This window comes from Pelotomaculum isophthalicicum JI (assembly GCF_029478095.1).
Lineage (GTDB): Bacteria > Bacillota > Desulfotomaculia > Desulfotomaculales > Pelotomaculaceae > Pelotomaculum_D > Pelotomaculum_D isophthalicicum.
In genome coordinates this window covers 21,253-36,312 of the sequence record NZ_JAKOAV010000013.1, presented here as the reverse complement: position 1 = coordinate 36,312, position 15,060 = coordinate 21,253, and the positions used below count along the sequence as shown (strand labels likewise).

Genomic DNA, 15,060 nt, shown 5'->3' with positions numbered 1-15,060 from the left:
CAATATAATAAAGACTGTAAGGAGTTGGTCGGGTTGGATGCTTTTCATAAGCTGGAAATATTGACCGGTGCGGCAAAATATGACGTGGCCTGTACTTCCAGCGGAGTGGATAGAAAGGCTTCTGCCGGGGGTATTGGCAGCGCAGTATCCTGCGGCGTATGCCACAGCTTCGCGGCGGACGGGCGATGTGTTTCACTGTTAAAGGTGCTGATGACCAATGTTTGCGTCTATGATTGCCAATACTGCGTCAACCGCCGTTCTAACGACCTGCCGCGGACAGCCTTTACACCTCGTGAGCTGGCGGAACTGACCTTCAACTTTTACCGCCGCAATTACATTGAAGGTCTTTTTCTGAGTTCAGGAGTGCTTAAAAATCCCGACTATACCTGTGAGCAAATGCTGGAGGCTCTGCGCATACTGCGGGAGGAGTACCGTTTTGCCGGGTATATTCACTCCAAAATTATTCCGGGAGCCGACAGCCAACTGATTGACCGAATCGGCGTGCTGGCGGATCGGATAAGTGTGAATATTGAGCTTCCCTCTCAAAGCAGTTTGCGGTTGCTGGCACCGGACAAATCAAAGCACGCTATTTTGGGGCCGATGGGATATATTCATAACCACATAAAAGAGAGTTCCTCAGGCAGGAAAAGATATCGGCATGGACCAGAGTTCGCCCCTGCCGGCCAGAGTACCCAGATGATTATAGGAGCCACGCCGGACACGGATTTTCAGATTTTAAATTTAACCGAAAGCCTATATGAAAAATACAAGCTAAAGCGGGTTTTCTTTTCTGCTTATATGCCGGTAGCTGAAAACGCCCTTCTACCCGCCATGGGCACAAAACCGCAGCTTTTGCGGGAGCACCGCCTTTACCAGGCGGACTGGCTGCTGCGGTTTTACGGTTTTACCGCCCACGAACTTTTGGACGAGCAGCACCAGAGCTTTAATCCCTATTTAGATCCCAAATGCAACTGGGCCCTTAACCATATGGAGTTTTTCCCAATGGACGTAAACCGTGCGTCTTATAACGACCTGCTGCGAGTGCCGGGCATCGGCGTAACAAGTGTTAAGCGGATTACAACTGCCCGCCGCACCGCCACTCTCAATTTTGACGCGCTCAAAAAGCTGGGGGTTGCACTTAAACGTGCCCAGTATTTCATCACCTGCGGCGGTAAAATCGCGGACGGCTTGAAAATCACACGGGATGCGGTGCTGAGGGCTTTGATGTCTAAAAAAGCCTGGGCCATGTATAACGAGAAATTCCCCCCGCATCCGGAAGCGGAGCAGCTTTTTCTTTTTGATGAGCCGTCATCCTGTCAGGAGGATGTTCAGAAATGCTTGACCGGTCAAATATGATTTATCTTTACGACGGCAGCTTCAATGGATTGCTGTGCTGCGTTTTTGAGAGTTATGACAAGAAAGAAATACCGGTGGAGATTTTAGCGCCGGACATACCACAAGCCATACTCTTTCCGGTTAAAGAAATTATGACCGATCCGCAGAAAGTGAACCGGGTGCTGGTCTCTATTCCGAAAAAAATGGGGCATGAGGCCCTGGATTTCGTGCGGCAGGCCTTTTTAACCTGTCTTCCTCAAAAGGAACTGTATATCCTGCGGTTTATGCGTATGGGCTACTGTCATGGCCCCTCCGTGATGGATATGCTGGCCAATGACGCAGTGAATATACTCTTTAAAGCCGTAAAGCATTTGAAAAATGAAAGCCACCTGTTTAAAGGGTTCCTGCGCTTTTCTGTTTTTAACAACGTCCTCGTAGGCGAAATAGAGCCTAACAACTATGTACTCCCTTTACTGAGGCAGCATTTCTGCCAACGCTATCCGGAGGAACGCTTTTTAATTTTTGACAAAACCCATGGTATGGCACTGGCGTATCACCCTTACCAGTCCGCAATTATTGCTGTTGAAGATCTGGTACTGCCCGAACCTGATAAAAAGGAACAGTCTTTCCGTGAACTGTGGCGACTCTTTTACAAGACCATTGAGGTGAAGGGGCGTCATAACCCCCAGTGCCGTATGAGTCATATGCCAAAGCGCTACTGGAAATACATGACCGAGTTTAACCGCCCGCAGAAATCCCTGCCAATATCGGCATATACCGGCGGTAAAAAACTCCTTGACAGCGGCTCCGACGAGCAGCGTTAAAAAAGTATCTTACCATTTCAGCCATAATTACACCGATATATTAAGTATAGGCAACCTCATCCCGCGTTTCCCTAAGATATGCGGGCTTAACCATCTAATACAAGGCTAAAATATTAGACCAGGAAACATAACCATAGTAGCCCTGAGAGTCGGGGGCGTTGGGAAAAGGCCCGACAAGTTTTACGGGGCTGCCGCCGTTGATATCAATCAGCCAGATGGAATTTTCTTTCAGGTAAATGATATGAGCACCGTCCCGTGACCAGAGCGGGCGGCTGATTCCTGTCCCGGCCTCACTTACCTGGCGGGCGTTTTTACCGCCGGCGTCCGCTACCCAAAGAGTTCGTGTCTGCTGCCAGGCGGAGACTTCCCCGGCTTCCGCGAGATCTTCTTCCTCAGCAGCTTCCACATACGCGATGTGTTTCCCGTCGGGGGACCAGTCCGGGTCGAGGGATACCGTATTGGGTCTCCGAGGCAGATCAACGCTTTCCCCGGTTTTTACATCACATGCCACAAGCGACTTGTTCCGCCAAATCTCCCGCCCGGCGCCTTTAACGGCAAGCAGTGTGCTCCCGTCAGGCGACCAGGACAGCCACTCCGGATATATCAAAGATTTTGCAAGCAGCCGCGGTTCTCCGCCGGTTAACGGCATACTGTAAAGTTCCATTCCGTCGGCCATAATGGAGGCAGAATGCTGAACGGCCATCCGGAAAAGCAGCCCTTTGGCGTCAGGCCACCATCTTGCCCCATTAATCATTCCGTCACCTTTGGCGGCATACAACTGAACCGACTCCCCGCCTTCTATGGGAACGACATACAGGGCGTCGCTGCGCATCCCGGGATATTGTTTGTTGTCAGAATCCGGCAATATATCACCATAAGCTATGATTTTGCCGTCCGGGGACAAGCAGCCCGCCTGAGCGTCAATCTTACGGGGCGTTTCACCCGGGCGGACCACATATAATTTCCGATATAAGTCCTGCTCTTCGGGTAAAACATATCCTCCGGGTGAGACAATAAACTCATCGGAAGCGGGCAACCAGGTGATTCCATTTGTATCAACCAGCAAGGGCAAACCGTCCACTTCATATGATTGGCTCCCGTCCGGCTTAACGACGCATAGCACGCCTCTTTTCTCCTGGGCGTCGCTGTAGCGAATGTACGCCAGCCACTGCCCGTCAGGGGACCACTTCGGCCACCTGGCCTGACCGGCATCACTCAGCTTTGCAAGAGCGCCTTTGCCGCCATCCAGAACATAGAGCAGGCCGTTCCAGACAAACGCTACCCGCCCTTGATCTTTGAACGCATCAATGTTGACTTGAGGCGAACTGGAAAAATCCTGCTGGCTCGAATCAGCCGGAACGACTTTTGATTTATTGCAACCCACAAAAATTAACAAGAAGGATATGAGCAGAATTAAAAGCATAAATTTTATTGTTATTTTCACTTGTATCTTTTCTCCCTCTCTCAATTGGGCACTTCATGGTTTCCGGCAGCCCCGCCACCATAGTAATTCAGCCCGGGCCACCCGTACGTCTATTATGGTCTTAATTAGCCTTATACTTTATATAGATTTAGAATACTTGCGAACGGTTTTGTAATATTAAAAAAAACAGGGGATAATTTTGGGTAGGAATTTAGTAAGCACACGGCAGAGTCGCCGGGCAGCCTGCGCTAACCATACAATATGCGCGGGCTTATTTGCAGGTTTAATTTTACCGTCCGGCAACCGCAGATATCCACGAACCTGAGCAAGTCCACTATGTGCAAAGGAGCAAGGGGTTGTTTATGTCACATAGCAAAATCTACCGCACCAACCACCCATAATCCTGCCTGCAATCCACAATATAATCAACGCACACCGTCTGGTCCTTAATCTGATACAAAACCAGATACCATTTTTCTACGAACATCTTGTGATATTTGTTGGGCGGGACAAATTCCACCTCCAGAAACGGAAAACGCTCCGGCATTTGGTGAAGAGAGCGAATGGCGTCCATTAATTCGTTTTTTATTTTTCGAGCGGCGGATGGACTTTTTTGTGCCATGAACCGGACATGGCTTGCCAGCATTTGACGGGAACGGTCGGAAACAATGACCTTATATTGAGGTGCCTTTTCCATGCTCCACCTCGTTAATAATACTGTCTAAATAGCTATCCAATTCATCCGGCGTGCATCCCATGCGGCCAGCCAGACGGTCTTCCTCAACAGCCAACAGTTCTTCCCGCAACTTCAGCATTTTCTCCCGACGGGTAAACGCCTCAATATCCATGACCACAAGATCGCCCTCACCGTTTTTTGTAAGATACACAGGCTCTCCGGTGGACTTGCACAATGCCGCAATTTCGTTGTAATTCTGCCGGATGCTTGCGGACGGTTTAATTTGCATGGCATCAGCCCCTTATAGTAATATTTCAACCATATTATACTTATTTCATACTATCAGATCAATTAATATTTCTCTTTACGGCAGTTCGCGTTCCCGCAGCCGCTGTATTCCCAATACAATTTTCAAATAGTCGTTAACATCCTTCCCGCGCTTCAATAGCTTTATAAATGTTAGCCCGCTAACCAGCGGGCTAACTCTCGGCAAGTTTTCTCTTTCAGTTTACCCGGTATCCAGCCTTTTCTATTTCGTCTCCAAAGTCATAGTTTTTCCGGTTAAGGCGTCGATGTATTGCCCACCATAGCTGTAGTCAGGCATGTAAACCAGGAGGGGCTTGGGCGCTTTCTGGTCGAAAAATTCAGGCCAGACGTAAACCAGACGCAACGGCAGGCTTTTCAAAAATTCAGCCTTTGCCGCTTCAGCCGTCACAATATTTTTGCTGTCGGGCAGGGTGACGGGTGAACTGCTGTTCCCGTTATAATATGCCCTAACCCTGCCTGTAATTCCGTCTACAGTAACGCTGTACAAACGATCCGAAACCGGGACACCCTGGTGGGTATATGTGAAGGTAAAATGAAATGCCGGCCGTACCCCGTTATCTTTCAACTTGTTCATGTCCACCCAGTTGGGAATTGTTTCTTGCGTTGAGTAAACGCACATCTCCAGTTCAGCCGTGCCCTGCTCCAGATACTTTTGCACGAATTGAATCGCTGTTTCCTGTGCGGTTTCTCTGGATATTGTCGCTTTTTTGCCGCGTCCGGATTCATCATAGAGGCTAAAGCCTATAATCTGGCCTGTGTCTGCCAGCATGTTGAGATCCAAATAACGCATTGTGTTGTAATCCGGCACGTCTTTATTCCCCGTCTGCGGTTCAGAACGCCAGCTGTACTCTTTCACCTTAATCCCTGACTTAAGGTGATCTTCCATCTCATCTTCCCTCATTAACTTCATGCCGGAAATATCTATGCCGGTTTCAGCGGCAAGTAGAGCGGCTGCTTCTTCAGGAGTCCCGGCGACCAGTTTCTTGCCCTCTCCAGCCAGGCTGATCAGGCTGGTCGACTGCTGCTCCTGAGATTCATCCAGCGGCTTCCCTGTTACAGCGTCTATGAACGCATACGTAGTAGGAATATATTCCAAAACCGGCCGGGTTTCGACCTCTTCTTCGCCCGGCTTAAGATACCGCAGAGGCTGCCGCTCTACGTAGTTAAGCTTCATTTTCAGCAGATCGGCATAAACCTCTTCCGCCGCTTGCTTCGTCACCGCCAGCGCGGGATCGGGGAACACCGCCGGATCCGGCTCGCCGTCCTTAATGCTGTCTTTGTCATTTCTCTTGAAATATCCTTCAGTATAATATTCGGTAACATGCCCGGCAGCGTCGACACCCACCCGAATGCCACTGTTCAGAAAGGGTATGCCGTTGATCAGACGCTCAAACTGCACATTCGCCGAGGCCCACGTTATCTTGTTCCCTTTGTCGTCCTGTGAACCTCCGCCGCTGTAGCTTATCTGATTGTTCATCTGATAGTCCTTCATTTTGTCTCCCAGAACCCGCCGGGCGAAATCAGCCGCCTTTTCCTTGGCCAGTCCGGAAGCCGGAAGCTCAGCGGAAGCCCAATCCGGGTTTTGGATATCGAACATGATCAATTCCCCCGTATCAGTTTCAAAAGCAAGTCTGGCGAAAGTATGCATAGGCGCCGCATCCCCGGCGCTGTCGCTCAAAAATACTTCCCAAGTGGAATCCCCCTCGTCACTCACGCCTTTTACAGAGAGTTCCTTTAGTTCGGGCACGATTTGATAGATTTTTTCCAGCGCCTGCCGCTGCGACTCATTCAACGCCGTCTTTACAACCGGCTGTTTGGCAGCCCCGTCTTTCAACTCTAGAGTTTCCACACCGCCTTGCGCTTCCCGCACGCCCGACGCCTCTTTTTCCGCCGCCCAGGCGGTCGCGGACAACAACATGCCCACGGCCAGCACTACAATGGCTGCTCCTTTAACCCTTTTCAAAAAACCTCCTCCTTTTCATAATTATTTATTAAAGATATGCTTTATTCAGCAGCCCGGACATCCTTGGGTTTGCCGGTTAATCCAGTGAAAATAGTGTAAATCAATAAAAAATTAACCGGGAGTAGTTTCTTTAGCATTTTTCCGTTTTATTAAAATCAATCTTTCTTCCGGGGGGACAGCAGGCGGGCGCTCCAATATAAAAGCAGGGCTCCGGCAACTAAGTATACAATGGCATAAACACCCCAGTACGGCAAGCCGAAATTAAACCCCTTTTCCATCCCTTTTGTCCCGAGTATCTCCATCAGTACGTAGATAGGGTTGGTTTCTTGTAAAAACTGCGCCACTCCGGTAGTAAAGTCAGGGGGCAAGGGAAGGCCCGACGTCGCTGATGTCGTCATCCGGTGGGAACGGTCCAGCAATATTAGGAATATGGATAGCAACGCAGTGCCTGCCGACAGGGCAAAGGTCAGCCCGTACGCCGTGACAGTGCTGACTCCCGTTTTTTTAAAAAAAGCTGAGCAGGCCACACCGATACAGCCAAACAGAAACATGGTCACCAGGTAAAAACCGAATACCCCCGTCACCTGCCCAGGCGAGACGCCGCCGTACAGAAAAACAATGCTGTAAAGAGGCAGGGTGGCTGCCACCAGCAGCGCCACGAAAGCACTGGAGGAAACCAGTTTGCTCCAGATGATTTGCCAGGCGGTCAGCCGGGTGGTCAGCAGTACATTTAGTGTCTGCCGCTCACGCTCCCCGCTGATCACACCGGCGGTCAGCCCCGGTGTGACGAAAGCCAGCAGGACCAGTTGGGCGACGCTGAGAAAAATAAAAATTTCCCGGCTCCGGGAGGGTTGGTAGAACCCAGGAGCGTTACGCCAATTCAAGTAGGTGAAACCCAGAACAAAAGCGCCGATAACCAGCAGGTAAAGCGCCAGCAGCCATGACGCTTTTTTATTGCGAAAGCGCTGGCGCAACTCTTTCAGCATTACCGGATTAATTTCCGCCATCGTTCTCCACCTCCCCACCGGTTACGGCCATAAAGGCTTCTTCCAGGTTGCGCTTAACTTCTCCAAATTCAGTCACCGGCCAACCGGCAGTGATTATTACCTGCAAGAGTTCTGCCTGCTCCGCCTGTTCCCCGCTGAAAATGAACTGCACCGTCGGCCCGTCCGCGTGAGAATCGCTGACACCAGGCCGGGTGGCCAAGTAATCGGCCAGTTCCTTCACCCTGTCCAAGACCTCTATCCTCATCTGCCTGGCGCCGCGGGAGAAGGCGGTTATTTCCGCCACTGTGCCGCAGGCAATCAGCTTTCCTTGGTCCATAATGGCTACCTCGTCACAGATCTCCGCAAGTTCCGGTAAAATGTGCGAACTGATCAAAACCGTTTTATCCATCTGTTTTAAGTGTCTGATAATTTCTTTCATCTCCGCCCTGGCCCTGGGATCAAGTCCGGAAGCCGGCTCATCCAAAATCAACACCTTCGGGTCATGCACCAGGCAGCGCGCCAACGCCAGCCGCTGTTTCATCCCTCTGGACAGGGAGTCAACATATACACCGGCCTTATCCGGCAGGTCGACCAGTTCCAGCAGCCCCGCCGCCAAGCGGGACCGCCGCCCGGCGGGTATGTGGTAGGCGGCGGCGAAGAACTCCAAGTACTCGGCAGCCCGCAGATCGTCGTATACACCGAAAAAGTCGGGCATATACCCGATCCTGCCCCGCACTTCCCCCGCTTCTCTGACGACATCCCGGCCGTCCACCGTGACCGTGCCCGCGTCAGGCAGTTGCAGGGTGGCCAGGATGCTCATAGCCGTGGTCTTACCGGCGCCGTTAGGCCCGATCAGTCCGTAAACCAGGCCTTCGCGGACTGTCAGGCTGAATTGGTCCAGCGCCCTGGCGGCTCCGAAATTTTTGCTTACCCCGTTAAACTCTATCATAATAGACACGCCCCTTCCACCGCCAGCCCCGGCCATACCGGATAGGGCTCGTATATATCGCCTGTTCGTGTGCACTTTACCCTCACCTTATAGTCGTCCAAGTACCGCGATAATTCATCGGCGACAATTTTTCTCCCCTCGCCGGGAAGCGGCTCCCACTTGTCCTGCTGCCGGTTATATATTTCCGCCGAGTAGGGAACTTGCCCCTGGACTGTCTGAAAATCCAGGGCGTCAATCCGGCAGTCCGACCCGATCTTTGCGTCTCTGAGATCATAAATAAGTTCCTGCGATCTGCCAGTCATCATCAATCTTCCTTCAGCGCCGTATCCGAGTCTGCCGTTATCATCCACGGAATAGGGTATTATAGAACCGGCTGGAAGGTGGAACTCTCCTTTTAAGTCCATGTTAATCACCTGTTTTACCAGAACCAGCCCGTGTTCCTCTTTCAAGCCTGGTTTGCCGGCCACTTCAATAACTCCGGGCGGCCCGTCATGCCACCCCCAAAATTGAATACCGGCCAGTTTGCCGTATCCCTGGCTTACAGCGCTGGATATCATCTGGCGTTCACGGAAAAACGGACCCACCGCCTGGTCATCACCGCTCATCCCGAACAAGAGCGTTTGCGGGCTGCTGACTATTCCATCCCATCTCTCCAGTGTTTCTTCAATATGCGTCTTTCCCCCGGCGGGAAATTCGCCGATTTTAACCGCCCGGCCGCCCAAAAGCAGTGAGCTGTCCCGCAAATCCAGGCCGGTTTTATTTACCAGATCACCTTCTATAGTACTCCCGTTTAGGTATATGCTGCCTTCAATGCTGCCAAAACCCCGTTGCAGCCCGTAAGCGTAAACCCCTTTTAGAGTTCCGTATTCGATTCCATTAAAGTCGATGCTGATCCTCTCGCCACCCTGATGGACCAGGGCGGGCGCAATGGAAGGGTCGCCGTTGTTTCCTGCCGGTAAGGCATACATATTTTCAGCGACATTGAGGATAAAATCACCGCCCTTCGAAGCCACAACGGAGGCTCCTGCCTGTACCTCGGCCAACTCTGGTGTAAATATTTCAACTATGGCAAGTGTTTGGGACAGGTAATTCTGCAGCCGGTTGCCAGGCGCCAGCAGGTAGAAACAACCGGCGACAACCAGCGCCACCGCGGGCGCCAGCGCCCAGGCCCAATCCCTCCGGTCCGCGCGGCGCAGGAGGAAGTACAGCAGTGGTCCCACAATTGCCGCGTAGACTAACCATAACAACGCCAGCACCGGGAGCGGCGGGCCTGCCAGCCCTGGTATATACGAACTTGCCTGGGTGAGGTTGTCTTGAATGTTTATATGCGGCAGGGAAGACCGTTTGAGTTTACCCGTTACATTGCCCTGGTCTGAAGTTGTGCCAAACAAAGCCGACCAGATCCCCTGGGCTTCGCTGCCTAGATCCCGCGAGGCTGCTCCACAGTAAAACACCTGCCCGCGCCCCAACTCGCGGCTGGCCAACACCGGGACGCCGGTATCCACGGCCAGGGCATTTCCGGCCACTAGCTCACCGGAGGCCACTTCCAGCGGCCCGCCTGAACGCAGGCCGGCCAGTTCTCCGCCCACCATCTTCTTCCTGGTAACCAGGACCGGGCTAATTTCCGAAAATACCCCGCCTTCTCCGGCCCCTGCGCCGCCAAACAGCACAAGCGTGCCGCCTGGGTATACCCAATTTTTCAACGCCCGGATCTGTCCGTCAGTCAAAGCCGTCATGCTGGAGACATCGACCATAATGATGTCCGCGGCGTTCAATACCAGGCTATCCGCGGGCAATTCTCCAGGCGACAAGTACTTCAAATTTATTTTAGAGTCCGTGCTTTTGGACAGCCATGCCTGTAAGCCGCTTCCCATGATCTCCCCACTTAAGGCCAGGGCAACCCGGCCGCCACTCACCGCCGCGCCTTCCACCCGTGACTTGGCCAGCACCAGGTCGCCGGAAACAAGCTCAACAACCGGCATCTCCGCGGCCAGTTCGCCTGGTATCACCATACGGTATTGCGCCAGGGCATCCGCCGGGACGTTTACGTCAATGATAAACCGGGACACGTCAGGTATACGCTCATCATAATGTCTTACCCTGAGCAGGCCGGCAAACCCCGGACCCGAGTTTTCCACAGTGACCATCAACTCCAGGGGCTGATCCGTTTTATACAAACCGCCCAGGCCGGGCCGTACTTTCATTCCCACCGCCGCCGCGGCACAAGAAGGAAAAGCCGCGAATACAACTGCCATAGCCAGGACAGCGCAAATTAAAATATTACCAAATGATAGAAAGTTTTTTCTCATAACCGTTCACCTCTGGTCAATCTTTCCTGTAAATCCACCCGTAACAGCGCCACCGTCCCACCATCCTGGCGGGCTACCAGCATGGTTTTACCTTCCGGGCTAAAACCAATTTTTTGAAAATTATTTGCCTTACCCATTAACAATGTCCGGGGTTCCCGTATACCTTCAAGCTCCAAATTTCGCAGCCAATTCAGTTCTTCCGCCCCGGACCTGGAATCCGGAGCCAATAGCAACCGGTCACCGGGCCAGGAACGTCGGCCCGGCTGTTTAAACACAATATCTCCTCTACGGCCCAGGTTGATTGTTCTGATTTCCCCCTGCTCCTGCCGTACTGTGAACAGTGGTGCGCCGTCTGGGCTGTAGGTGAGTACCCGTTCGGTAGTTGTAGACTTGATATAAACAAGGTATCCCTGTGCTCCCCACGCCGGCCGTTCCCCTTCCGTAAGAAAGACCGCGCCGTTCTCTCCGGGACCAGTTATCCAAAGCTCCGGCTGCCCGTTGTCTCCAGCCCGTTCCACCACCAGCCGGGAACCGTCCGGGGACCATGCGGGATGATTTCCCATACCCAGGGATACCGGTTCCTTACCCTTTGCCAGCAAGTATACCTCATTCTGCCCTCCGGGTTCACTCTGGACATAAGCCAGGGTTTGCCCGTCGGGCGACCAGGCCAGGCTGGAAAAGTCCTTCTCCTGCCCGGCTGCCAGCAATACTTCATCTTTCGTCAAAGCTACTTCCACCTGTTGCGCGGCGCCGGTGCCCAACGGGCCCGGCGGCATGAGCGCCGTGATAATTTCCTCGCCGCCTGTATCGCAACGCCGTACCAGCGCCAGCTTGTCACCGGTCCGGGACAGGGCGGGTGAAGTATAGGACTGACCTTTGGGAGGCTTAACCGCGCCAGTTTGATTGCCGTATTGGTCCAGCAGATGCAAGGACCCACCCCTTATGGCAATAAAACCTTGCTCTTGCGTTCCGCAGGTAAAATCCAGCGGGCTTTTTTCCAGCCAGAAACGTACTATTTCTCTGGAGTGCCCGGCCTCCAAAAATTTTGGCGCCATCAGCAACCAACATATCCAGCATACAATCACAAGCAGCAGCATTGCCGGGATCAACCACAACAAACCCGGACGCCTGCTCAAGCTACGTGCGAGGAAAAAGGAAGGCATTCCACCCTTCGCGCCTGATGCCGCGGCTGGTCGTCCCCGGTCCGCGCCGTCTTCAACCTGCATCCCGGCCAACCGCGCCCTCAACTCTCCTCTCAGCCGCTCGTTGACCGGGACGGCTTCCCGCACTCGCCGCATGTGGTTCAAAAGTTCGTCCAGTGAACTTCCACCGGACTTAATATCCGGCTGAACCCGGTTTTTACCCTTGTTGCAATGTGCGTTCAATGGAGTGATTTTCCCGCGCAATCCTTTCACCCCCCTCTCTGTTGCTGAAATATTCATTTCGCAGTGCCTTTAACGCACGGTAGTGAATCATGCGAACAGCCGGTTCCGTTTTCCCCAACACCTGGGCAATCTGGCCAAACCTTAATTCCCCGGCATACCTCAGAGAAACCACATCCCGCTGTTCCGGGGGAAGCCGCCCCAGCATGTCTCTTAACAGCTTCACTTCTTCATCCTGCAACAGTTCTTCTTCAGGGCTGGACTGTATGGCGTTTGGGACCACCAACTGACTTTCTGGGAAGGGCCTTTCCCGGCGTCCCCGCAGGTAATCAACATACGCGTTATGGGCTATCCGGAAAAGCCATACCGCGAAAGGAGCATCCCCCCGGTACTTATGGAAATTCTCCAGCGCTTTCAAAAAAACCGCGGCAGTGAGGTCGTCGGCATCCCAGGAACTGCTGATCCGGTAACGCAAATACCTGTTTACAGCATCAAAATGCAGGTCGTAAAGCTCCTCAAAGGAAACACCGAGAACATGCTCCGGCCCAATTCCTGGCATCATTATAAAACACTCCCCCAAAAACCCTCCATGCTGCTTAAACACTACAATCTCAGATTGTGAAAACTTAAAAAACTTATATATAAATTTACTGTTCGGCCTGTCTACCATATAGACGGCCAGGCATCCAAAATGTAACGTTAAATATATAAAAATAACTCCCATGCTATTTTCTGGCGAGTATAATCTAGTTCTAAAAGGTTGACTAATTTGCTAATTATGCGGAAATCACTATCGTGACTCCCTATAAGCAAAAAGGGCGTATACCAATAAACCGGCAACAAACCGTAACACCAAGGGGTATTGTGTAAACCACGAACAGGAATTTAAAAAGATTATTTCCGTAGGCTTTGACCAAGACCAGGCTCAAGAGCAGGCAGAGCAACTCAGCCGATAAGCTAGCAACGGAAAACATTAAATGGAACAAGCCACCCATACCGAAACTAGAAGGACTGCCTTTATATTTTAGACGGTGCAAAGAACTAACTGGTTCACCAAAATCAACCACAATATACTAGAATATACTACCCCTTGGGATATTACAGAATAAACGTTTCCTACGGTAAGGCGTCCGGGAAATTATCGGTAAATATTGCCATTTATCTTAAATACAGAACTTTATCAGCACTATATCCGTCTTAATTTCAGATAACTGATCAGTTAGTGTTATCTAAGCTAAATATATATCTTTTTAGAAAAAGGAGCGTGGTAAGATGAGGAAATCCAAATTGCTTGCGATTACGCTGTGCTGTTTAATCTTCGCCGTATCTTGGGTGGTTTCTGTGGAAGCGGCGGAAATCACGGCACCAAGCAACTTGACGGCGGTCGCGGTTTCTATGAGCCAGATCAACCTGACCTGGACAGATAACTCTAACAACGAATCAGGATTTAAAATTGAGCGTGCTGAAGGGAGTAATGGTTATACCGAAATTGCAGTGGTGGATAACGTCACCGCATTTTCTGATACCGGCCTGGCCGCTAATACTACCTACACCTACCGGGTGCGGGCCTACAATTCATCCGGCGATTCCGACTATTCCAATGAATATAGCGCCACTACCACCGGGGCTGTTCCGGCGGCACCAGCCTACCTGACCGCTACGGCAGTGTCTTCTTCCCGGATTGATTTAACCTGGAATGACTATTCCAGCAACGAATCCGGTTTTAAAATCGAGCGTAAAATAGCGGGCGGAAGTTACACCCAGATTGCCACAGTTGGGGCCAATGCAACCAGCTATAACGATACGGGATTGGCTGACAACACCAAATACTACTACCGGGTGCTGGCTTACAATTCATCAGGCAATTCCGCCTATTCCAACGAAGTCAATGTTGCCACCGGGACAGTACCGGCAGCACCTTCCGACCTGACTGCAACGGTGTTGTCTTCAACAATAATCACACTAACCTGGGATGACAATTCCAGCAACGAAACCGGTTTTATAATCGAGCGCAAAAAAGCGGGCGGAAGTTACACCCAGATTGCCACGGTGGATGCCAACACTACTACTTGCACAATCTCTGGATTGGCTGGCAACACTAAGTATTACTACCGGGTGCTGGCTTACAATTCATCCGGCAATTCCGTCTATTCCAACGAAGTCAATGTTACCACCGGAACTGTGCCGGCAGCACCTTCCGACCTGACTGCCACAGTACTGTCTTCAACTTCGATCATGCTAACCTGGGATGACAATTCCAGCAACGAAACCGATTTTATAGTAGAGCGTAAAGAAGCGGGCGGGAGTTACACCCGGGTTGCCACGATAGATGCCAACACTACTAGTTACACTGATTATGGATTGACCGATAACACTAAGTACTACTACCGGGTGCTGGCTTACAACTCATACGGTGATTCGGAATACTCCAATGAAGAAAGCGCCACCACATACAGCTCAGTGGAAGTCTTGATTAAATTATACATTGGCCAGTCAACTTATTATGTGAATGATCAGTCAAAGACCATGGATACGTCTCCTCTGATCAGAGAAAACCGGACGGTTTTGCCCATTCGGTTTATTGCTGAAGCCATTGGGGCCTCGGTGACCTGGAATGATAGTGAGGAAAAGGTAACCATATCTCTTAAAGATAAGGTGATTGAACTTTGGATCGATAAGAACATAGCCCGGATCAACGGTCAATACATGCTCATCGATCCTGCCAACCCTAACGTAACACCCATTATCATCCCGCCGGGAAGAACCATGTTACCTTTGCGTTTCATCGCGGAAAGCCTGGGCTCTAAGGTGGACTGGGACCAGGATAAGCAAGAGGTTACGGTGACATATCCAGCACCGTAAACAGGCTATCAAAGTTTGCGTATG

General features: G+C 51.5%; 13 protein-coding genes. 3 read left to right on the top strand and 10 right to left on the bottom strand.

The window, feature by feature from the left end; translation table 11 throughout:
* Positions 1 to 33: 33 nt before the first annotated feature.
* Both L7E55_RS08390 and L7E55_RS08385 read left to right on the top strand, forming a co-directional pair.
* Positions 34 to 1,356 (top strand): putative DNA modification/repair radical SAM protein, encoded by a 1,323-nt coding sequence (locus L7E55_RS08390; RefSeq protein ID WP_277443694.1) that lies wholly within the window; start codon positions 34 to 36, stop codon positions 1,354 to 1,356.
* A complete protein-coding gene (locus tag L7E55_RS08385; protein WP_277443693.1) occupies positions 1,335 to 2,159 on the top strand; it encodes a TIGR03915 family putative DNA repair protein in 825 nt (274 codons plus the stop codon). Before L7E55_RS08390 ends, L7E55_RS08385 begins: the two co-directional genes overlap by 22 nt.
* Positions 2,160 to 2,253: 94 nt before the next feature.
* Here the strand turns inward: L7E55_RS08385 and L7E55_RS08380 are convergent, their stop codons facing one another.
* The 10 genes from L7E55_RS08380 to L7E55_RS08335 form a co-directional block, all read right to left on the bottom strand.
* On the bottom strand, positions 2,254 to 3,603 hold the full coding sequence (locus tag L7E55_RS08380; RefSeq protein ID WP_277443692.1) for a hypothetical protein: 1,350 nt from the start codon (positions 3,601 to 3,603) through the stop codon (positions 2,254 to 2,256).
* Between the two features lie 358 nt (positions 3,604 to 3,961).
* Positions 3,962 to 4,279, bottom strand: coding sequence for a type II toxin-antitoxin system RelE/ParE family toxin (locus tag L7E55_RS08375; protein ID WP_277443691.1), 318 nt, complete (start codon positions 4,277 to 4,279; stop codon positions 3,962 to 3,964).
* Positions 4,257 to 4,547: a type II toxin-antitoxin system Phd/YefM family antitoxin gene (locus L7E55_RS08370; protein WP_277443690.1), complete on the bottom strand. Its 291-nt coding sequence runs from the start codon at positions 4,545 to 4,547 to the stop codon at positions 4,257 to 4,259. The genes L7E55_RS08375 and L7E55_RS08370 overlap by 23 nt, the downstream gene beginning before the upstream one ends.
* A gap of 75 nt (positions 4,548 to 4,622) precedes the next feature.
* On the bottom strand, positions 4,623 to 4,751 hold the full coding sequence (locus L7E55_RS08365) for a hypothetical protein (RefSeq protein WP_277443689.1): 129 nt from the start codon (positions 4,749 to 4,751) through the stop codon (positions 4,623 to 4,625).
* Positions 4,752 to 4,787: 36 nt separating this feature from the next.
* Entirely contained in the window at positions 4,788 to 6,548 is a 1,761-nt protein-coding gene (locus L7E55_RS08360) for a YcdB/YcdC domain-containing protein (protein WP_277443688.1), read from the bottom strand.
* A 155-nt stretch (positions 6,549 to 6,703) separates the two neighbouring features.
* On the bottom strand, positions 6,704 to 7,555 hold the full coding sequence (locus L7E55_RS08355; RefSeq protein WP_277443687.1) for an ABC transporter permease: 852 nt from the start codon (positions 7,553 to 7,555) through the stop codon (positions 6,704 to 6,706).
* The gene (locus L7E55_RS08350) at positions 7,542 to 8,483 is read right to left on the bottom strand and encodes an ABC transporter ATP-binding protein (protein WP_277443751.1); all 942 of its coding nucleotides are present in this window, start codon (positions 8,481 to 8,483) and stop codon (positions 7,542 to 7,544) included. The genes L7E55_RS08355 and L7E55_RS08350 overlap by 14 nt, the downstream gene beginning before the upstream one ends.
* Positions 8,480 to 10,792, bottom strand: a complete 2,313-nt coding sequence (locus L7E55_RS08345) for a hypothetical protein (RefSeq protein ID WP_277443686.1) — start codon at positions 10,790 to 10,792, stop codon at positions 8,480 to 8,482. Before L7E55_RS08345 ends, L7E55_RS08350 begins: the two co-directional genes overlap by 4 nt.
* A complete protein-coding gene (locus tag L7E55_RS08340; RefSeq protein ID WP_277443685.1) occupies positions 10,789 to 12,198 on the bottom strand; it encodes a TolB family protein in 1,410 nt (469 codons plus the stop codon). Before L7E55_RS08340 ends, L7E55_RS08345 begins: the two co-directional genes overlap by 4 nt.
* The gene (locus tag L7E55_RS08335) at positions 12,152 to 12,736 is read right to left on the bottom strand and encodes an RNA polymerase sigma factor (RefSeq protein WP_277443683.1); all 585 of its coding nucleotides are present in this window, start codon (positions 12,734 to 12,736) and stop codon (positions 12,152 to 12,154) included. Before L7E55_RS08335 ends, L7E55_RS08340 begins: the two co-directional genes overlap by 47 nt.
* Before the next feature lie 710 nt (positions 12,737 to 13,446).
* Here L7E55_RS08335 and L7E55_RS08330 point away from each other — a divergent pair.
* Positions 13,447 to 15,036 carry a fibronectin type III domain-containing protein gene (locus L7E55_RS08330; RefSeq protein WP_277443682.1) on the top strand — a complete coding sequence of 530 codons (1,590 nt, stop codon included), beginning with the start codon at positions 13,447 to 13,449 and terminating at the stop codon, positions 15,034 to 15,036.
* The last annotated feature ends 24 nt before the right edge of the window (positions 15,037 to 15,060 follow it).